Origin of the sequence: Blastopirellula sp. J2-11 (assembly GCF_024584705.1) — a bacterium.
In the GTDB taxonomy this organism is placed as follows: domain Bacteria; phylum Planctomycetota; class Planctomycetia; order Pirellulales; family Pirellulaceae; genus Blastopirellula.
Genome location: NZ_CP097384.1, coordinates 5,178,755 through 5,199,523 on the forward strand (window position 1 = coordinate 5,178,755; position 20,769 = coordinate 5,199,523).

The following is a 20,769-nucleotide window of genomic DNA, read 5'->3' on the forward strand; positions in this document are numbered from 1 at the left end:
AGACTGCCCATGGCAAATGAATCGACCGGTCGCATTGACAATGTGATGCATGAAGCCCGTGTATTCCCCCCTACCCCGGAATTCCAGGCCAAAGCTTCCATTAGCTCGCTGGAGCAATACCAGGAAATGTGGGAAGAAGCGAAAGCGAATCCCCCTGCATTCTGGGACAAGATCGCCAAGACCGAGCTTCATTGGTTTGAGCCGTACCGCAAAACATTGGAATGGAACGAACCATTCGCCAAGTGGTTTGTCGACGGAAAAACGAACGCTTCTTACAACTGCCTAGACCGCCATTTGTCGACGTCGCGACGAGATAAGCCTGCGATCATCTGGGAAGGGGAACCTGGAGATACGCGCACGCTGACCTACGCCGAGCTCCATAGCGAAGTCTGCCGCTTCGCCAATGGGCTGAAAAAGCTGGGGATCCAACAAGGAGACGTCGTCTCGATCTACATGCCGATGACGCCGGAACTGGCGATCGCAATGTTGGCGTGCGCTCGGATCGGCGCGATTCACTCGGTGATCTTCGCCGGATTCTCGGCTGAAGCGATCGCCGATCGTAATCAAGACGCCAGCGCTCGCGTGGTTCTTACTTCAGACGGCGCCTGGCGTCGCGGCAAAGAACTTTCGCTGAAAGCGACGGTGGATGAGGCGCTCAAGAAGTCGCCGACCGTCGAGAAGTGCGTCGTACTGAAGCGAGTTGGCAATGATGTCGAAATGCAGCCGGATCGCGACATTTGGTGGCACGACCTGATCGAATCGGTCAACGACGATTGTCCGGCCGAGCCGTTTGACAGCGAGACGGCGCTGTTCATCCTGTACACCAGCGGCTCGACCGGCAAACCGAAAGGGATCAAACATACGACGGCTGGCTACAACTTATTCGCCAAGCAGACGTTTGAATGGGTCTTCGATCATCGCGACGATGACATCTATTGGTGCACCGCCGACTGCGGCTGGATTACCGGTCACAGCTATGTCGTCTATGGCCCGTTGTCGGCAGGCGCTACTTGCTTGATGTACGAAGGCGCGCCGAATTTCCCTGATGAAGGCCGTTTCTGGAATCTCATCGAGAAGTACAAGGTAACCATCCTTTACACCGCACCGACCGCGATTCGCGCCTTCATCAAATGGGGCGACGAGTGGGTCGACAAGCATGACATTTCCAGCTTGCGTCTGCTGGGCACCGTCGGAGAAGGGATCAATCCGGAAGCTTGGATGTGGTATCACGAAAAGATCGGCGCTAGTCGCTGCCCGATCGTCGATACCTGGTGGCAAACCGAAACCGGCGGGATCATGATGTCTCCCCTGCCTGGCGCGATTCCCACCAAACCCGGCAGTTGCACCAAGCCGCTCCCCGGCATCATCCCTGAGATCTTCGACGAAAACAACGAGCCTTGCGAGAAGAACCAAGGGGGCAAGCTCACCATCACCCATCCCTGGCCCGGCATGCTCCGCGGCATCTGGGGCGATGAAGCGCGCTACAAACAACAGTATTGGAGCACCGTCCCCAACTGTTACTTAGCAGGCGACAACGCTCGGCTCGATGACGACGGCTACTATTGGATCATGGGACGCATCGACGACGTGATCAACGTGTCAGGGCATCGGCTCTCGACGATCGAAGTCGAAAGCGCCCTCATCACGCATCCGAATGTCGCCGAATCGGCGGTCGTCGGCCGCCCTCACGATATCAAAGGGCAGGCGATCGCCGCCTTCGTGACGCTACGCGACGCCGAGCCTTCGGACGAATTGAAAGCGGCGCTCAAGCTGCACGTGCGGAAAGAAATCGGTGCGTTGGCCGTACCCGATGACATTCGCTTTACGGCGGTGCTTCCCAAGACGCGCAGCGGCAAGATCATGCGACGCTTGTTGCGTGATATCGCGTCGGGCAAAGAGTCGCTGGGAGACATGTCGACGTTGGAAGACGTCGCGTCCCTCTCGAAGCTGCAAGAAGAAGATTAACCGAGCGTGCGGCCGTCGCGATCGACCATCGCGGCGGCCCAGCCGCCGGAGTCTTCTAGCGCCGCGTCAATTTCGCGGCGCGTCTGGATCGTCCATTGCACCGCGGCGATGATCTGCCGATAGGTCGCCGCATTCGCAGGCGCCAATCTCTGGCCGCGACGATCTTTTAGCCACTTCTCCAAAACTTGATGCACGCCGAAGCGGGTTTTCCAAACGTCGAGACTGACCTCGGCAATCGCCTGGTGCGGAGAAACGAAGATCTGTCCATCGATATATTTGGGATAACCGCGACCAATCTCATAGTGCGTCGCCTCTTGTTCGTGCGACGGCTTGATTCGCAACAAATGGGCGTCGATCAAGCGCTGACCAAGCTGCGTTAGCTGCTTGGCCAACGACCATGTCTGCGGAAAAAAGAGTCGCGGATATTCGATTCGCAATTGGTCGGCGTAACGCTCTCGATAGCTGGTCGCATGAAACAATGCGTACAACAGCGCCGCAACGGACGGCGGCGTGATCGTGCAATCCTGGTCACAGGAGACGTCGGACCAGGTCGCGTTCCAGCGCTGCAGATGGACTTCGAGCCGCTGGAGACACAGATTAATTTGCCCTGAAATCGCGAGTGGTAAGATCGATTCGTTCCCGCGATTGTCGCTACGCAAGACGCCGTCGAGCGTGATCGCATCGGTCACGCCGAAATAGTTGCACTCTTGTCCGGTCGGCATCTGCCGCCGCACGATCAACGCGATCGCATCTGTATGGTGGAGGGAGCCCATGATCTCGCGACGCGGCCAGTCAATCATCTCCGGCGTCCAATAGATCCAGCGATAATCGAACGGACGATAGAGCGCGCGGAGCGGACGTTCGCGCCATTGTTCGTCGGCCCGCAGCGACTCTCTGGCGTCGGCCAGTTTCCAAGAACGCGTATCCCCCGCCGGATACTTGGCGCCGCGACTGCGGGAAAAATAGTAAGCCCGGATTTCGTCATCCGTCAGGTGAACGTCACGAAACTGTCTAATTCTTTCGAGCAGTCTTTCTCGATCGGTGTCGATCACAATCTTGTCGCGAGCAGTCACCACCGCCGAAGCATACTTGGCGAAGAGTTCGAGAATCGGCAATCCGCGCTCATATTCGCTGGTTCGCGCTTCGTCTCGCTTCATGAAAAAGTAGTAGGGCGCCGACAGGGTGATCTCGTCAGTCGCGATTTCTTCGAACGGCTGGCCCGCGAGTCGCTCGAGCTTCGCCGCCCGCGTTCCCCACAGATCGCCCCGCTGTACGGTCGCGAATTCGGATTGGACGCCGGTCTTGGCGAACAGTCCGATGGCGACTCCTTGTTCGATGGCAAAGACATTTTCGTCATCTGGATCGGCCTCGCTTTTTTCCCGTTTCTTGACGTTGCCATGCAGATCGACCAGATGGATGCGATCAAAACCGCGGAGCAGCTCCCATCGCATGCCGCGAAACGTAGGATTGTCGAGATAGCCATGATTGGTGAGAAACGCCAGGATGCCGACGCCGCTGCGGTCGAGATGCCGCTGAGCGAGCCGGAAAAACTGGACGTAATCATCATGCAGCCATAACTTCTTTTCTCGTAGCGGCGCTCCGGCGACTTGGTAGTAGTTGCGTGAAGGTTCGCCGGAGCCGGTCATCAGCGATTTGATCCAATCTCCATGGCTGACCGCTGCCGCCGAATAAGGAGGATTACCGACGATCACCGAAAAATGATCATCGTCAGACCAAGTGCTTTCCGCTAACGCATCGCCGATACGAATCTGAACTTCTTCTGCAGCAACATCGGTAACACCGGTCTCCCCCAAAAACTGGAGCAATCGTCGTTTGGCGTCCTCCGCCGCTTCTGGAAAAAGCTCGCACCCGAACAAACGGGGCAGCACCGCTTGGTGAACCGCCGCGGGCCAGTCTCGTTCGTTTCCAGCGGCGAGATAATTTTGGTAAATCTGGCGAACGGCCGCTTCCAGAAAAACGCCGTCGCCGCAGGCCGGATCCAGAATCGATACGAGCGGCGCATTGGTTTCCTGTCGCCGCGAATCATCCGCCAAACCCAGCGGCAAACCAAATTGCGACTTGAAACCATGGTCGACTGCTTGAATCATCGCCGCAGCGACTTCCGGCGGCGTGTAATAAACGCCGTGTCGCCGACGAAGCGAATCATCGGACTTTGCTAGTCGCGATTCAAAATTATCCCCCAGTACGGGCAAACCGCCGCCAACGCTCATTCCGTGCCTGGCTCGCTGGCCATTTCTTTCGCTTGGGGCGAGGATTGGGAGGGCGAGATCTTCAAGTCGATAACTCGCCCCTCCTTGGTAAGCATGGCCCACATGATTTTGTCGTCGTCATCAAACTCGACCGTAATCTGCCCACTTCCCTTTTCACCGACAATGTCATAGACGAAGACGTTGGCCTCTTCCTCTTGGATCGACGCCGACAAGTTCATATCACACTGGATAATTCCGCCGATCTCGGTCTGAATCGCGGGATCGCCTTCGATCGCTTTCACTAGTTCAGGATCGAGTGAGAGATCCCGCAAATCATCGGGGTCAAAATCAAGATCCCACTGCTGGTCCCCTTTGTGCAGAACAATTCTCTCAGGCACATCCCCCTCTTCGTAGACATGGAGCTGACCGCTTCCCTTGTCGCCGGAAACGTCATACACAAAAACATCATCTCCCGCCCCCATCGATTCGGACCAATTGATGGTACAGGAGGAGACTTCGCCGATCTCAGCCTGGAAGGTTTCATCCGATTGAACTGCGGCCGCAATCTGATTGGCCTCCTCATTCATGGCCCATTGCATGAGACCCCCGCAGCAGCCGCAGACCAAGAGAAAGGGCGCCATCACTGCAAAAAGCACGCAACCGGAGACGCCAAAGATCCAGCCAGCCCCCGAACTCTTCTTGGCAGGTCGCGCCGAATAGTGATCATCGGCCGAAAAACGATCGTCGTTGCTCATAACAAATACTCAGCTCGCGCGAAGTTCAGTAATGCGAAGAGTATAGCGGGCCAGCCTTTGCGTCACAAACCGACGTAGCGCCAGGCCGTGTCTGCCGAATTTGTCTGCTAGTTGATCGGGCTGACTGTCGCGCCGTTGGAAGCGCGAAAAGAAGAGCGGCAGGCACGGCCTGCCCTACGCTACGCTACGCGCATAAAAAAAGCCCCAGCTGATATAGCTGGGGCTTTGGAAGTAGTAAATAAATCCGGCGATACCTACTTTCGCACTTGTGGTACTATCATCGGCTCGAAAAGCTTGACGGCTGTGTTCGGAATGGGAACAGGTATGACCTTTTCGATATGGTCACCGGAAAAGGCTTGCGTCAACGTGAGGGCTGACGCGAGCCTGATGACTCATGGCAAACGGCGGACCGTGTTGAGCGGTCCGCATCGTAGTGGCCATTTGTCGCAGGTCTGAAGCATTGAAGCTTCTTCGTTCTCGTTCAACGGATTGAACTTGGAACCTGCGGCAAAGTATTTGTCTAGAGAATGCTTTTCTCGAGTGAAAAGCGTTGAATATATGTGGTCAAGCTTTCGTCCGTTAGTACTGGTTAGCTGAACACATTACTGTGCTTACACATCCAGCCTATCAACCTGGTCGTCTTCCAGGGGACTCTCGCACTAAAGTGCTTACGAATTCTCATCTTGGAGCGGGCTTCACGCTTAGATGCTTTCAGCGTTTATCCTTTCCGACCATAGCTATCCAGCCGTGCCACTGGCATGACAACTGGGACACCAGAGGGTCGTCCTTCCAAATCCTCTCGTACTAAAGAAGAACCTCCTCAAAATTCGTACGCCCACAGCAGATAGGGACCGACCTGTCTCACGACGGTCTGAACCCAGCTCACGTACCACTTTAATCGGCGAACAGCCGAACCCTTGGGAGCTTCTTCACCCCCAGGATGTGATGAGCCGACATCGAGGTGCCAAACCGCATCGCCGCTATGGACGCTCGGATGCGATAAGCCTGTTATCCCCGGAGTACCTTTTATCTGATGAGCGATAGCCCTTCCATACGGGACTACCGGATCACTATGACCTACTTTCGTACCTGCTCGACCGATAAGTCTCGCAGTCAAGCACCCTTTTACCATTGCGCTCTTTGCCTGATGGCCAACCAGGCTGAGGGTACCATTGCACTCCTCCGTTACTCTTTGGGAGGAGACCGCCCCAGTCAAACTGCCCAACTGACACTGTTCCCTGTCCGGATTCACGGATATTCAGGGTTAGAGCTAAAACATATTCAGGGTGGTATTTCAAGGACGGCTCCTCCGACGCTGGCGCGCCGAGATCAAAGCCTCCCACCTATCCTACACAGAACATATCTCAGACCAATATCAGCCTACAGTAAAGGTTCACGGGGTCTTTCCGTCTAACTGCGGGTATGTGGCATCTTCACCACAACTACAATTTCACCGGGTCAGTGGTTGAGACAGTGCTCCAGTCGTTACGCCTTTCATGCAGGTCGGAACTTACCCGACAAGGAACTTCGCTACCTTAGGACCGTCATAGTTACGGCCGCCGTTTACCGGGGCTTCGGTCGCGAGCTTGCACCCTCTTCCTTAACCTACCGGCACCGGGCAGGCGTCAGACCCTATACATCCTCTTGCGAGTTAGCAGGGTCCTGTGTTTTTGATAAACAGTCGCCAGAGCCGATTTTCTGTGGCCCCCAACAGCTTGCACCGTCAGGGGCACCCCTTATCGCGAACTTACGGGGTCATTTTGCAGAGTTCCTTAACCACTGTTCTCCCGAGCGCCTTGGTCTACTCGACCTACCTACCTGTGTCAGTTTTAGTACGGTTAAAACGCCTTCATCCCTTAGAAGCTTTTCTTGGACGTCCTACCGATGATTACCTCAAATAGAGTCAGATCGACAGCTTGAATTCCGGGAGCGGATTTTCCAATCTCCCCATCTTGCTGCAAATCACGGGCTGTTCCACCAGCCCGATCACCTTTCGGACGCCGTCCCTCCATCGGTCCAACGTTCTAGCGCAGGAATATTAACCTGCTATCCATCGTCTACGCCTTTCGGCCTCGACTAAGGCACCGGCTAACCCTGGGCGGAATTGCCTTCCCCAGGAAACCTTAGGTATTCGGCGAACAGGATTCTCACCTGTTTAATCGTTACTCATTCCGGCATAATCACCCGATAGCCCCAACACCGCTCCTTTCGGTACGGCTCGTATCTGACTATCGGCGCTCTCCTACCACTTTCGTCCGCTGCTTCGGTGAGACGCTTACTCCCGATCATTATCGGCGCAGAATTACTCGACCAGTAAGCTGTTACGCACTTTTTAAATGGTGGCTGCTTCTAAGCCAACATCCTGGTTGTCACAGTAATTCAACCTCCTTAGTGACTGAGCGTCTCTTCGGGACCTTAACAGACGGTCTGGGTTGTTTCCCTCTCGACCACGAAGCTTATCCCTCGTGGACTGACTCCTGAGATAGTCGCCCCGGTATTCGGAGTTTGGTCCGACAGGGTACCCCGGGAAGGGGCCCCAAATCGATTCAGTCTCTCTACCCCCGGTGCGTAGTGGCTCAAGGCTAGCCCTAAAGCTATTTCGGAGAGAACGAGATATCTCCAAGTTTGATTAGACTTTCACTCCTCCCCACAAGTCATCCCCTCGGTTTTCAACCCAAGTGGGTTCGGTCCTCCACGCGGTATAACCCGCGCTTCAACCTGCTCATGGGTAGATCACTTGGTTTCGCGTCTACAACCTACGACTAACGCCCTATTCAGACTCGGTTTCCCTCTGGCTTCAGTCCGGAAGACTTTAACCTGCCGCAAATCGTAACTCGCCGGATCATTATGCAAAAGGCACGCCGTCACCCAATAATCGGGCTCCGACCGCTTGTAAGCGTATGGTTTCAGGTTCACATACCTCCCCTAACAGGGGTTCTTCTCATCTTTCAGTCGCCATACTGAGTTCGCTATCGGTTATCAGAGAGTATTTAGCCTTACGGGATGGTCCCCGTGGATTCAGTCCAGGTTTCACGTGCCTGAACCTACTCAGGTATCTCTCGGGAGGCAATTCCGCTTTCGTTTACCGGGCTGTCACCGTCTGTGGCCGACCTTTCCATGTCGTTCAACTAGCAGATTGCTTTGTAACTCCCATGTGAGAGACCCTACAACCCCGTGAGGAAAATCCTCACGGTTTGGGCTATTTCGCTTTCGCTCGCCGCTACTGACGAAATCGAGTTTTCTTTCTCTTCCTCCAGGTACTGAGATGTTTCAGTTCTCTGGGTTAGCCACTTACACCTATGTATTCAGTGCAAGTCATTCAGGAATCCCGGGATCAACGTTCGTTTGACAACTCCCCCAGGCTTATCGCAGTCTTCCACGCCCTTCATCGCCTTCTGATACCAAGACATCCCCCATACGCCCTTAATAGCTTGACCACAAATATTCAAAGCTCTTCAGCAAAGAACATCTTTCAAGCTATCGGACTTACTTACTGCCGACGCCTCACGGCGACGGCCATAGATATCCGATCTATTTAACGATATTCGCTCGAGAATTTCACCTTAAAATTAACCCCCAGCTTGTAGAACCGGGGGTCCGGTTACTTTTGCATTCTCTATATTCTCACGCTCACTTCCGCGGCCGCAAACTGAACTCGCCCCCTCCTTCCACTCCCCTTCACTTGCGTGACGAGTCGCTTCCAAAGAAAGCTCGTTTCAATCGCAAACCACATCTGCAAGACGTGATGAATGCCATCTACTTCATTTGCCAAATTGTCAAAGAACTCTTTTCCGCCGCAACTTTTCGGAGCAGCGTCTCCCTGTTGAAGACTTGTCCTCAACGGGAAGAAAGGAATTTATGACAAACCGGACCCAGTGTCAAACGGGGGCAGTGTCGTTTTCGTGAAGAGTTCAAAAAAGAATCACCGCCAAGGGATGCTAGAACGGCGTTCCACCCTGGATTTCTCGATGATAACGGCAGATTGCCGAATGTGAAAATTTTTGGAAGAAACGACCATGTCGACATCGACTTGGGCTGCATGCAGATTCGTCATGACGAACCGGACCAGCAAATTTGGGCTTCGAAATCGAACCTTTCCGCGTGCCTGATTTTCCCTGTGCCCAGCCGTTTGATTACGGCGATTCGCGGCATCTAGTTCACTTCGGCGGCGGATTCCAGCAGGTAGAAGTCGCTAAAGCTGGCTGCGAACTCCTTTTTCGTCGAGTTCAACGCGAATACTCCGACCTTCACCTGGGGCAAGAATGGCATTCGCAGCGATGTATGGCGTCGCCATTTCAGGCCATCGCTGCTGAGCCAAAGATAAATACGATCTCCACGCCGCTCCAAACGCAGCCACATCGGCTCTCCGTTCCAGGGGAGAGTTAGGCCGCCGGCCAATTTTCCCTGTTCGTAGATTTCCGCCGATGCGAACGTCGCTTTGGTTTCGCCCACCGCAGATCTCGTCCATCGCAGAAAATTTTTGTCGTCTTGCCAGACCATCAGACCGGCCGCAACGTAACTGGAGCGGATAAGTCCCGTATTTTCGAGTGGAATAGGGAAGTCGAGTACTCGGGCTTCGATCACAAAATCGCCCTCGACACCGCGCCAAACGCGCGGGGCCGACGTATCGCCGATGACCGGATTAAGGTTGTGAATCCCTGCGGGAACATGAAACTCCAGCCGCCTGTCGTTTTCCTCAATCGGGCAATCTCCTCGCGGATCCTCAATCTGGCCCCAATCGGTAATTTCGGCGAACAGCAGGGGCGCCAATGCAGCCCACACCAAAAGTCCTCCAAGCAGCTTCGCAAATCGCATCCCTAGGCCCCTTTCTTCGGCGACGGTTGCGCAATCCGCAACTCCTCGATCCATCTACGGAATTGTATCCCTTCTAGTTCAGCAACGCGAAAGTTGGTTCGCACTTGGCGAAGACGGCCTTCTAGCCGTAGAATTTCCCTGAATCGCATGGCAACTGGGACCTCGCTAGAGTCGGCGGCCGCGCAACTGCGCAGCTTGCCGCAAGGATTGGCCGAACGCACGGAGTTCCGAGAACTCGTCGCTCAAATCGCCGCAGGGCGAAAGGGGACGATCGAGGGAGTCTGGGGATCGGCCTGCGCACTGGTCACGGCCGCGATTGAGCCCGATATTGCCGGGCCTCTGTTGGTTGTCTGCCCGTCTTTGACCGACATTGACGACGTATCCGACGCTTTGCGGACGTTTAGCAACGCCGATATCGTGCAGTTTCCCGCTTGGGAATCGGACCGCAGCGAACGCCTTTTGCACGACGAGATCTACGGTCGGCGATTGCGGGTCTTAAAGCAACTGACGCACGGGCCGCAGCCGGCGATCATTGTCACCAGTATCGAAAGCCTGTTGCAGCCGGTTCCGAGCGCGGCGAATGTCGCCGCCAACAGCCGGCGAGTCAGAGTGGGCGACCAACTGGACGTCGAAGAACTGGCCCAATGGCTCGTTCGGCACAAGTTCCACTCAACCAGCGCCGTCGAACTGCCTGGCGAATTCTCGCTTCGCGGCGGCATCCTCGACGTATTCGCTCCCGATTGGGAGCAGCCGGCCCGGATTGAGTTGTTTGGGGACGAAGTCGAATCGATTCGCCAATTCGAGATCGGCACGCAACGAAGTCTGCACCCGCTGGAGACGGTCGAAATCACGGTTTTGCGATACGGCAAAGGGCAGACTGGGCACTTTTCGGACTACCTACCAACCGCATCGGTCTGCGTACTGATCGAGTTGGAACGGATGAAGGACTCCGCCGAGCAGTACTTGGATCGTCTGGAGAAGATCGAAGATAAATTTGGCCTGCACGAAACGTTACAGAAACTGCAGCCGCTCGGTTCGCTCAGTCTCTCAGGCGTCGCCAGCGGCCATCTCGACGCGAGTTTGACGCTTCACTTTGAGTCGGTCGAACAATTCAGCGGCGACATCGAACGCGTTCGCGGCGAACTGGAGGCGCTCAGCAATGGGCAGGACGTCTACATCATCTGCCAGACCGAGGCCGAAATTGATCGGCTGAGCGAGGTTTTCGAGGGAGGCGAACTCCAGAGAAACGGCCGACTCTATTTTGCGCTGGGACGTTTGCCGCAAGGCTTTCGTTACCGCGAAGAGAGCGTCGTTTTGGTCAGCGGCGATCAGTTGTTCCATCGCGTCCGTCGCCAACGGCCGGCTGCCCGCAAGCTGGGCAAAGTCATCGACAGCTTCCTGGATCTCCGCAAGGGAGACCTGGTCGTGCATTTGGCGCACGGCATTGGTCGGTATCGCGGGCTGAAAAAGATCGAGAAGCAGCGTCAGGTAGAAGAGCATCTCGAAATCGAGTTTCACGGCGGGACGAAGGTTTATGTCCCGGCGTCGAAAGTCGAACTGGTGCAAAAGTATGTCGGCGGGTCAAAATCGCGACCTCCGCTGGCCAAAATCGGCGGCGTTACCTGGCAGAAGCAGAAAAAGGCGGTCGAACAGGCGGTCCACGATCTGGCGGGCGAACTGCTGGAAGTTCAAGCGATGCGTCGCAGTCGCCCCGGCATCGCATTCTCGGCCGACACTTTGTGGCAGCGCGAATTTGATCTCTCGTTTCCGTATGAAGAGACGACCGATCAGCTGACGGCGATCGGCAATATCAAGTTCGACATGGAACAGCCGCGGCCGATGGATCGTCTGCTGTGCGGCGACGTCGGCTTTGGCAAAACGGAAGTCGCCATGCGGGGCGCGTTCAAAGCGGTCGACAACGGTTATCAAGTGGCGATCCTGGTGCCGACGACGATCCTGGCCGAGCAACACTACAAAAGTCTCCGCGAACGGATGGCCGAATTTCCCTTCACCATCGCCAGGCTCAGTCGCTTTGCATCAGCGAAAGAACAGCGTGACGTGGTGAAAGGGTTGAAAGCCGGCACGATCGATATCGTCGTCGGTACGCATCGGCTGGCGTCGAAAGATGTCAGCTTTCAAAACCTGGGGTTGGTGGTCATCGACGAAGAACAACGCTTTGGCGTCGAGATCAAAGAGCGTCTGAAACAACTGCGAACCACGGTCGACGTGCTGACGATGACGGCGACGCCGATTCCGCGCACGCTGCATATGTCGCTGGTGGGCGTTCGCGATATCTCGAATTTGGAAACGCCGCCGTTGGACCGCGTCGCTGTCGAAACGAAGGTTTCTCGCTGGGGGGACGAGCTGATACGCCACGCGGTGCTGCGAGAACTATCGCGCGGCGGACAGATCTTTTTCGTCCATAATCGCGTGCAAGACATCGAGTTGATCGCCGCTAAATTGCAGCGAATTGTACCGGAAGCGAAAATCGGCATCGGGCACGGCCAAATGGGAGAAGGCGCGCTCGAAAAAGTGATGACCGATTTCATCGCCGGAAAATTTGACCTGCTGCTGGCGACGACCATCGTCGAAAGTGGACTTGATATTCCGAACGCGAACACCATCTTCATCGACGAAGCAAATCGCTACGGTCTGTCGGAATTGCATCAACTGCGCGGTCGCGTCGGCCGTTACAAGCATCGCGCCTATTGCTACATGCTGCTGCAACCAGGTCGGCATCTTAGCCCGGTGGCGGCCAAGCGATTGCATGCGATCGAGGAGTTCAGCCACATGGGCGCGGGGTTCGCCATCTCGATGCGCGACTTGGAAATCCGGGGCGCCGGCAACATTCTCGGCACGCAACAAAGCGGCCACATCGCGACGGTCGGCTACGAGCTCTATTGTCAACTGCTGGAAACGGCCGTTCGCCGCATGAAGCGAATGCCGCCGAAAATGACGATCGATGTCGATGTCGACCTGCCGGGCGCAGCCTATTTGCCGGATGACTATGTCAACGATATGCGACAAAAGATTGATCTCTATCGCCGCATGACGCGCGTTGCTAGCGACGAGGACCTGACCAATCTGAAGGAAGAGATGCAGGATCGATTTGGACCGTTCCCCGATCCCGTCGAACGCATGCTGCGGATGACCGAGATCAAGCTCGACGCCGCGTTCTGGCAGATCAACGCGATCTTTCTCGAAGAAGAGTATCTAGTTCTGCAATATTCTGACCGCGGGCGAGTCGAGCAGCTAGCTCGCCTGCGCGGGCGTAACTTTCGGATTGTTGATGACAAAAGCGTCTATGTCCCCCTGAAGTCGAGTGAACAGGACGCCGACGCTATCATCCACAAAACGAAATCTATATTGCGGCCGAGTTGATCTCTTTCTATTATCGCGCCCCCTCAATAGATTCGCTATTGAGATTCGCCAGCCAAACTCGCTCGGGCCAGATAGCCGCCTGCACGGAGGGTTCCTTGATCCGCCGCAGTTCGATCTACATTTTCCTCACGGCGTTCGCATTGTCGACGTTCGGCTCCTTCCCTTGGTGCGCCAAGACTGCGCAACTGCATGCGCAGGGAAGCACCTTTCGTTCTTGGTTGCCGTGGGGCGGCAAAAGCACAAGCGATGATGCGCCGGTCGATCCGTTTAAAAACCGCGGAGGATCTGCAACGCCCGACTATCGCGTCGCTGCTGCGCCCGGCGCGAATGCGCCTACGTCGACGCCGACAACGGCGCCGCTCCCCTATCCGAGCAATCCCTATGGCGCCCCCGGCTACACGCAGCCAAGCCGCCGCGCGGTGACGACGCAAATCGGAGACCAGCCCAGCACGCCGACCGGCGCCGAGGCGCATTCCGCCAACTACACCAACGCCACAACGCAGCCTTGGCGAGAATATCAACAAGGAGCGGCGGCATGGTCCAATCAATCGCAACCTGTCGCAACGAATCCACCGCCGCAAAACGGCTATCCGCCCCGACAAGTCGCGCCGCAGCCTGCGGCGCAACCGAGTCCCTATCGCCAGAGCCAGTATGGGCAAAGCCAATACGCGCCGCCTGTCGCGAATCAATATCCGCCGGCGCAAGCTGCGAACAACACGCCGCCGGCGACCGAGCCGGCTCCCCAAAGGGTCAACGATGACAAGCTGTTCGTCCCGGCGCGCATCATCGCGTTAGTCGGCGGTCAGCCGATTTTGGCGGGGGATATTCTCGGACCGGTCAATCAAGCGTTGGAGAAAAGAATCGCCGAGCTGCCGCCGGAACAGCGCGAGCAGGTTACCGAGGAGATCCTGGAGCAACAGCGTCAAATGGCGCTGCGTGAGATGCTGCCGGGACTGATCGACACCAAAATGGTCTATCTCGATTTCATTCGGACGATTCCGCCTGACAAGCTGTCCGAGATGCAAGGACACCTAGACAGTCAATACGCCGAGTTCCAGATGCAAAACGATTTGGATAAGTATGAAGTCCACACGCCGGCCGAGCTTGATATCGTGTTACGGAAAGAAGGCTCTTCCTTGGAAAAGCAGAAGCGTCTGTTTCTGGAGCAGATCATTGCGAGCCAACAATTGAAGACGCACGTCAAACCGAACACCGAAGTCAGCCATCAGCAAATGCTGGACTACTACCACGAGCACACGGCCGACTACGAAAGTCCGGCTCGCGCTAAATGGGAACAATTGATGGTCCGGTTTGATAAGTTTTCGAGCAAAGCGGAAGCCGAGCAAGCGATCGCCGAAATGGGGAATCAGGTCCTGCGCGGGGCGCCGTTGGACGCTGTCGCCAAGAAGGAATCGCAATGCTTCCGCGCTTCGGAAGGGGGGCTCTATGACTGGACCACCCGCAACAGTCTGAAAAACGAGACCATCAACGCGGCCATCTTTTCGCTACCGACCAACCGGCTGAGCCAGATTATCGAATCGCCGGAAGGCTACCATATTGTGCGTGTTCTTGAGCGCGAGGAGGCGTCGATTAAGCCGTTTCGTGATACGCAACAAGAAATTAAAGAAAAGATTCGGCGTCAACGCGCCAACCAGGCGCAGCAGGACTATTTCGCCGACGTCCGCAAACGGACCCAAATCTGGACGATCTTTGACGAAGAGAAGGGGGCCCAAACTGCGTCATCCGATTCTTCGGAACAACGGCGTTAATCTGACAGCATAAGCACGGCTAATATCGCCAGCCGCTGGCAGCCCTCCTCGTCTCGATCCAGGCAGGGCTGTAGAATTAGCGGTAGTGCGGTTATCTGCGGCGGCGAATTCCGCCTTCAGCTATTTTGCCGACCGCATGCATCGGGTAGAGTATCTCTCACCTATGCTTTCACATCCATGCGACGCCAATTGGGCGCCGCACGTCGCTTTTGATGACGAAGAGGAGCCGTCGATGACTGAGGTCGCCCATCTACGTGTTCGCGATACCGAGATCGAATTACCGATCGTCGAGGGAACGGAGCAAGAGACTGCCGTCGACATCAGCAAGTTACGAGCTGAAACTGGCTTTATTACGCTGGACGACGGCTACGTAAATACCGGTTCGACCACGAGCAAGATTACGTATCTCGACGGTGAGGCCGGCATTCTGCGATATCGTGGTTACCCGATCGAGCAACTTGCCGGAAACTGCGACTTTGTCGAAGTCATGTATCTGCTGATCTACGGCGAACTGCCGACGGAAGCGCAGATCATGGACTTCCGCAAGTCGATTCGCCGACACACGATGCTGCACGAGGATATGCGGTCGTTCTACGATGGCTTTCCGCGCGACGCTCATCCGATGGCGATTCTCAGTTCGGTGGTCAGCGGTCTGTCGACGTTCTACCAAGATTCGCTCGACCCGCACGATCCGCGGCAGGTCGAAGTGTCGATCCATCGCTTGTTGGCGAAACTGCCTACGATCGCCGCCTACAGCTTCAAGAAATCGGTCGGTCAGCCGTTCATCTATCCGCAAAACGACCTGTCGTACTGCGAAAACTTCCTGCAGATGATGTTTGCTGTTCCCAGCGAACCGTTCCACGTTGATCCGGACTTCGTCAGCGCACTCAATCTGCTGCTGATCGTCCATGCCGATCACGAACAGAACTGCAGCACGTCGACGGTCCGCATGGTCGGTTCGGCAGACGCGAATCTGTTTGCGTCGATTTCGGCAGGCATCAGCGCCTTGTGGGGTCCGCTGCATGGCGGCGCCAATGAGGCGGTCGTTTCGATGCTTGAAAAGATCATCGCGGACGACATGAACGTCGAAAAATATGTCAAGCTGGCGAAGGATAAAACCAGCAAGTTCCGCCTGATGGGCTTCGGCCACCGCGTCTATAAGAACTTTGACCCGCGGGCCACGATCATCAAAAAGGCGTGCGACACGCTGTTGGCCAAGCTGGCGATCAAAGATCCGATCTTTGAAGTCGCCCAGCGGCTCGAGACCGCCGCGCTCAACGACGAGTACTTTATCGAGCGGAAGTTGTACCCCAACGTCGACTTCTACTCAGGCGTTATTTATCGTGCGATCGGCATTCCGGTGCAGATGTTTACCGTGCTGTTTGCGATCGGACGTTTGCCGGGCTGGATCGCCCACTGGAAAGAAATGCAAGGCTCGCCTTCGAAACGAATTTGCCGGCCGCGTCAGATTTATACCGGGCCGACCGAACGAGAATTCGTTCCGCTCGAAAAACGAGGCTAAGCCCGAGCTCTCGTTTCTATCCTCAATTCCCACGCCAAGCGTTTTATCGCTTGGCGTTTTTTGTTTGGCGAGCGCCGGTTAGAAATAGGTTCGCCGTTACTCTTCGCCGCCGACAACGGCGCCGCCAATCATCATCACGACGCCTAATGCGATCGCGCCCAAACGAATGCCGATGCCCGGCAAGGGGCCCCACATGTCGACCCAGCTCAGCAAGATGAACTCCATGCCGACCATGTTCAACAGGAATGAACCGGCGCCCAACATCACCAACGTTCCTCCCAATCCACCCATCGTTTTGTCCCCCGAATAAGAGAATACAAAAGAGTCGAAAAAGCTGTGACTAGCAACAGATTGCCGACACACCCCAGAGGGGTGCGTCGCAACGCTAAGTTACCCTTTCGGCAACTCTCAGGCAAACAAAAAAAATGGCCGCTGCGGATCACTCCGCGGCGGCCATGAAAATCATCAGAGGCTGTTGATCGGTTACAGCGTCCAGCCTTTGCGATATTCCTTGTGGATCAGGTCCTGGGCCTGCGGGTTGTTGTTGGTGACCTTCAGGTTTTCGGCGTCCCATTCGATCTTTTCACCGCTGCGGTAGGCGACCGTTCCCAGCAACACCGCTTCGCTCAAAGCTCCTGAATAATCGAAGTTGCAAGTGGTCGGCCCGCCGGTGCGAATCGCCTGCAGCCATTCCTGGTGGTGACCGATCGAGTCGGGGATCGTTTGCTCGGGCGGCGTAAAGTCGACCATCTCGCCCTCCTTGAAAACGTAGTGTTGGCCGTAGTTTGACAACACCATCCCCTTGTCGCCGATAAACAACTGGCCACTGCCCCAGTTCATCGGTTTCCCCTCTTTGTCTTTGAGCTTACCGAGCTCTTCAGGACGTTTTCCCCCGTCGTACCAGGTCAAATGGACCGGCGCCTTGTCACCGCGGGCCGGATATTGATAGTCGGCGACGCACCAGCTGGGACAGCCGACCGGATCCACTTCGGGCCCCGTGGCCGAAACGCTTTCTGGATGTTTCAGATCAAGCGCCCAGTGAACCAAATCGACGTAATGGCAAGCCATGTCGCCAAACGTTCCGGTTCCGTAGTCCCAGAACCGGCGCCAGTTGGCCGGATGCACTTTTTCGCTGTAGGGACGCTCTGGCGCACAACCGAGAAACAAATCCCAGTTCAAGTTCTTGGGGGCCGCTTTGCCAAACGCGTATTGGCCGTCTCCCCAACCTTTGCCGACCCAGACATGAGCGCGGCCGATATTGCCGATGATGCCGGAGTTGAGCAGTTCGACGACTCGACGATAGTTGTTGGTCGCGTGAATCTGCGTCCCCATCTGGGTCACAAGCTTGTTTTCTTTCGCCAAGTTCGAGACGGTGCGGGCCTCATAAACCGTGTGCGTCAGCGGCTTTTCGCAGTAGACATGCTTATTCAACCGCAGCGCCATTGCAGAGGCCGGCGCATGACTATGGTCGGCGGTGCTAACAACAACCGCGTCAATTTTGTCCGCTTCTTTTTCTAGCATGACGCGGTAGTCGGCGTACCCATTGGAGCCCAACTTCTTGGTCGCCTTTTCTAAGTAATTGGAATCGACGTCGGCCAATGCGACGAAGTTTTCGCTCGCACATCCTGACAAGTTGGCGCTGGCGCGGTTAGCGACGCCGATGCCGGCCAGATTCAGCTTTTCATTGGGCGACTTCGATTCGGCGGCGGCAAGTTGTGAATAGAATCCAATGCCGGACACAGCGGCCGAGGTGGCGACCAGGAACCGACGGCGAGAAGTTCGCAGCGACATGACGTGGATCTCCGAGGTGGGAAAGGGGGGAATAGTCGTATTGAAGCAGACTTCGATTCACGATGCAAAATTGCGCACATGATTCCCGCAATTCCGCAACGACCGTATTAGTCTAGGCGATTTTCTTGGAGTTTCGCGACGGCGGCGAGGCAGGCAGCTTCACCACGTAGGACGGTCCGTTCTCGCCAGGCCGCACTCTTAGGGCAGAATGCATCGGCAGCCGATTGCTTCGCATGACGGTACGCCGGACTGGCGCGGTCTCCCCAAAAATGGGCCTGGTTCTCACGGCGCAGCGCATGTAAGACGCTCACGGCCGAATAGGTCCCAAACTCAGTGCAGAAGTAGGCGTAGTCGATTTCGCCAGCTTGCTCAGCGCACCACAAGCCGAAGTCTCCTCGCGCCTCGTAGGCGCCGGCATCTTCGCGATGTCGATCTACACCGGGTCCGCCTAGCGCTTGCGCCGCTTGCTGCTGCCAGGGCGAATTGAGTTGCGGATGGGCCAACAGCGTCATCTCTCCCCAACGTCCCAGCCCGGTGTGAAAATCTAAGTGAATCACACGGCGACTTGCTCCCAGCCAGGCTTTCCAATGCGGCGTCAATATCTGTTGCGCTTCGCTCGGCCCTTTGCCGCCGTAAAACAGGCCGCGGGGATATTCGTACTGTCCGCCGGCGATCGCCTGTTTTACCCGTTTCATCCCATAACGCGCGAGCGTCGCCGCGGCGCGCAAGCGAAAGAAGTCACAGCCGCTTGGAGGCGCCTCGGGGTTTAAAAGCGGATCAAGGGTCTTGTAGAGCGGCGGCGCTCCGCGATGCTCTTCTCCGCGCCGTAGGAACGCGCGGTTCAGATCCAAGTTCTCGGCGTCGCTGCGCCGCTGACAGGCAAATCCAAAAGGATTGAGCGCGTGCGCCAACACAATCCGCAAGTTGGGCGGGCCCCCCTCGCGCAGACAAAGGCGCATCCAGCGTTGTTGAATCGCAGCGCCAAGAGGAGCTTCGAGCCCATGGAGCCCGCTGGATAGAACCAGACAGTGCGGCGATTGGAGATCGCCCAGCGTGAGTAGGTCGATCGTCAACGGCTCTCTTTGGGGGCCAAGCGACTCGATCGCGTGAGACTCCCACTCGCCGCCGAGTTCCTTGCCGACGGCGAGAAATTCCGAGCGCGATTGGTCATAATCGCGCGGAAACCAGATCCCTTCCTGAACGCTCAAGCGACTTACGGCTTCACTTTGACGTGAAAACCGGCAGCCATCAATGCGGCGACGACATCCGCAGCGTCGAAATCACCTTCGACGACCATCGTCTCTTGTTTCGGCTTGGCCGTATCTGCTTTGACCCCATCCACGGTGGCGACCGCTTCTTTGATCGACTTGGTGCAGGCGCCGCAGCAATTGTGCAGACCGGTCAGTTCCAGACGTTTCACGGCGCCTGCTTTGACGCCGGAGTCGTCCTTCATCGTTAATTTTTCGCTATCGGTTTTTGCGTGGAAGCCGGCCTTGGAGATTGCATCGAGTGCGGATTGGGCCGCTTTGTCATCGTCGGCGGTCACCACTGTTTTTCCTTCTTTAGCAGTCACATCCACTTTTACGCCGGACAAGTCTTTGACCGCGGCCTGGACCGCTTTGACGCACGCGCCGCAGCAGAGATGCATTTTGGTCAGCGTAACGGTCGTTTCGGCCTGAGCCGCTGGGGCGAAGATGGCGACCGAAAAAATCAGCGCGAGGGGAATTCGAAACATAGCGAGTCTCCGATCGAAGGGGGCAAGTCAGCACATTTTGTGCGATCCCCCAATTCTAACACTCGCGCATCCTCCCTCGCAAAGCCAAAACCTCGCAATTTCTACTCCGTCTCATGCACGGGAATTGCGTGCGATACCGACAATTCGTCCGCTTCTCGCATGCGGCCAAAACGACTCGCTTGCCAGATATGCAGCGCGTCAACGTCGATTGCCGTAAGCCAACCGTTGCGCCAACAAGCGGTATCGATGTCTTGAATGCAACCGAGATTCAGGATTTCGCCGTTACGCTGTTCGGTATGGCCGACAAACAATGTTTTACCCGAAACATGACACTGATATGCGTCGGGCTCTAGCACCTTCCAGCGCAACGCGTACGACGGCTGCTGATCCATCGGCAAATCGGGCTCTGCATTCGCATGCGCGAATAGGCAGGTTTCCGTCTCATAGTAGGAGCGCGAACGACGGATGAACTCGATATGGTCGGCTGGAATGTCGCCGATTGAACCGCCGAATCGATAGGAGTTGATCGTGCGAGCTCCTCCGCAGTTCTCCCAATAGTCACGAGTTTTTTCGCAGGTCAGACCGGCGAGCAGCATTTCCTCATGATTCCCGAGTAGGTGGATCAGGTTCGTTTCCGACTCGAGTTGCATCAAGCGCTCGATCGTCTGCTTCACTTCCCATCCCTGATCGATGAAATCCCCCAACACGACGATAGTGTCATGGGGTGTTGGCGCAATCATCCCCAGAACGGCGTCCAGCGCATGCACGCACCCATGAATGTCGCCGATGGCGATGGTTCGTGATTGCCTGGTCATTTTCGCCTCGA

Annotated in this window: 12 protein-coding genes and 2 rRNA genes; 4 read left to right on the top strand and 10 right to left on the bottom strand. The window is 56.1% G+C overall.

Translation table 11 applies throughout. The annotated features are described in order from the left end of the window. Positions 1 to 9: 9 nt before the first annotated feature. Positions 10 to 1,965, top strand: coding sequence for an acetate--CoA ligase (acs, locus tag M4951_RS20500; RefSeq protein ID WP_262023495.1), 1,956 nt, complete (start codon positions 10 to 12; stop codon positions 1,963 to 1,965). Here the strand turns inward: acs and M4951_RS20505 are convergent. The 5 genes from M4951_RS20505 to M4951_RS20525 all read right to left on the bottom strand — a co-directional run bounded on the left by M4951_RS20505 (position 1,962) and on the right by M4951_RS20525 (position 9,712). Then, positions 1,962 to 4,196, bottom strand: coding sequence for a type ISP restriction/modification enzyme (locus tag M4951_RS20505; protein WP_262023496.1), 2,235 nt, complete (start codon positions 4,194 to 4,196; stop codon positions 1,962 to 1,964). The genes acs and M4951_RS20505 overlap by 4 nt on opposite strands. Next, positions 4,193 to 4,930 (bottom strand): hypothetical protein, encoded by a 738-nt coding sequence (locus M4951_RS20510; protein WP_262023497.1) that lies wholly within the window; start codon positions 4,928 to 4,930, stop codon positions 4,193 to 4,195. The genes M4951_RS20505 and M4951_RS20510 overlap by 4 nt, the downstream gene beginning before the upstream one ends. A 242-nt stretch (positions 4,931 to 5,172) precedes the next feature. Further along, positions 5,173 to 5,280, bottom strand: a 5S ribosomal RNA gene (rrf, locus tag M4951_RS20515). Positions 5,281 to 5,490: 210 nt separating this feature from the next. Then, a 23S ribosomal RNA gene (locus tag M4951_RS20520) occupies positions 5,491 to 8,367 on the bottom strand. 715 nt (positions 8,368 to 9,082) lie between these two features. Next, entirely contained in the window at positions 9,083 to 9,712 is a 630-nt protein-coding gene (locus M4951_RS20525) for a DUF1349 domain-containing protein (protein ID WP_262023498.1), read from the bottom strand. Between the two features lie 180 nt (positions 9,713 to 9,892). On the opposite strand from M4951_RS20525, the gene mfd reads away from it, so the two are divergent. From mfd to M4951_RS20540, 3 genes are all read left to right on the top strand, one after another. Further along, positions 9,893 to 13,126, top strand: coding sequence for a transcription-repair coupling factor (mfd, locus tag M4951_RS20530; RefSeq protein WP_262023499.1), 3,234 nt, complete (start codon positions 9,893 to 9,895; stop codon positions 13,124 to 13,126). A gap of 95 nt (positions 13,127 to 13,221) precedes the next feature. Continuing rightward, a complete protein-coding gene (locus M4951_RS20535) occupies positions 13,222 to 14,895 on the top strand; it encodes a peptidylprolyl isomerase (RefSeq protein ID WP_262023500.1) in 1,674 nt (557 codons plus the stop codon). A 232-nt stretch (positions 14,896 to 15,127) separates the two neighbouring features. Then, positions 15,128 to 16,417, top strand: coding sequence for a citrate synthase (locus M4951_RS20540; RefSeq protein WP_262026947.1), 1,290 nt, complete (start codon positions 15,128 to 15,130; stop codon positions 16,415 to 16,417). 96 nt (positions 16,418 to 16,513) lie between these two features. Here the strand turns inward: M4951_RS20540 and M4951_RS20545 are convergent, their stop codons facing one another. The 5 genes from M4951_RS20545 to M4951_RS20565 form a co-directional block, all read right to left on the bottom strand. Next, positions 16,514 to 16,708: a hypothetical protein gene (locus tag M4951_RS20545; RefSeq protein ID WP_262023501.1), complete on the bottom strand. Its 195-nt coding sequence runs from the start codon at positions 16,706 to 16,708 to the stop codon at positions 16,514 to 16,516. Positions 16,709 to 16,900: 192 nt separating this feature from the next. Beyond that, entirely contained in the window at positions 16,901 to 18,208 is a 1,308-nt protein-coding gene (locus tag M4951_RS20550) for a Gfo/Idh/MocA family protein (protein WP_262023502.1), read from the bottom strand. Between the two features lie 107 nt (positions 18,209 to 18,315). Then, positions 18,316 to 19,416 (bottom strand): M14 family metallopeptidase, encoded by a 1,101-nt coding sequence (locus tag M4951_RS20555; protein ID WP_262023503.1) that lies wholly within the window; start codon positions 19,414 to 19,416, stop codon positions 18,316 to 18,318. 5 nt (positions 19,417 to 19,421) lie between these two features. Continuing rightward, complete coding sequence (locus M4951_RS20560; protein WP_262023504.1) at positions 19,422 to 19,943, bottom strand: cation transporter; 522 nt, start codon at positions 19,941 to 19,943, stop codon at positions 19,422 to 19,424. A 101-nt stretch (positions 19,944 to 20,044) separates the two neighbouring features. After that, complete coding sequence (locus M4951_RS20565) at positions 20,045 to 20,758, bottom strand: metallophosphoesterase (protein WP_262023505.1); 714 nt, start codon at positions 20,756 to 20,758, stop codon at positions 20,045 to 20,047. Positions 20,759 to 20,769: the final 11 nt, after the last annotated feature.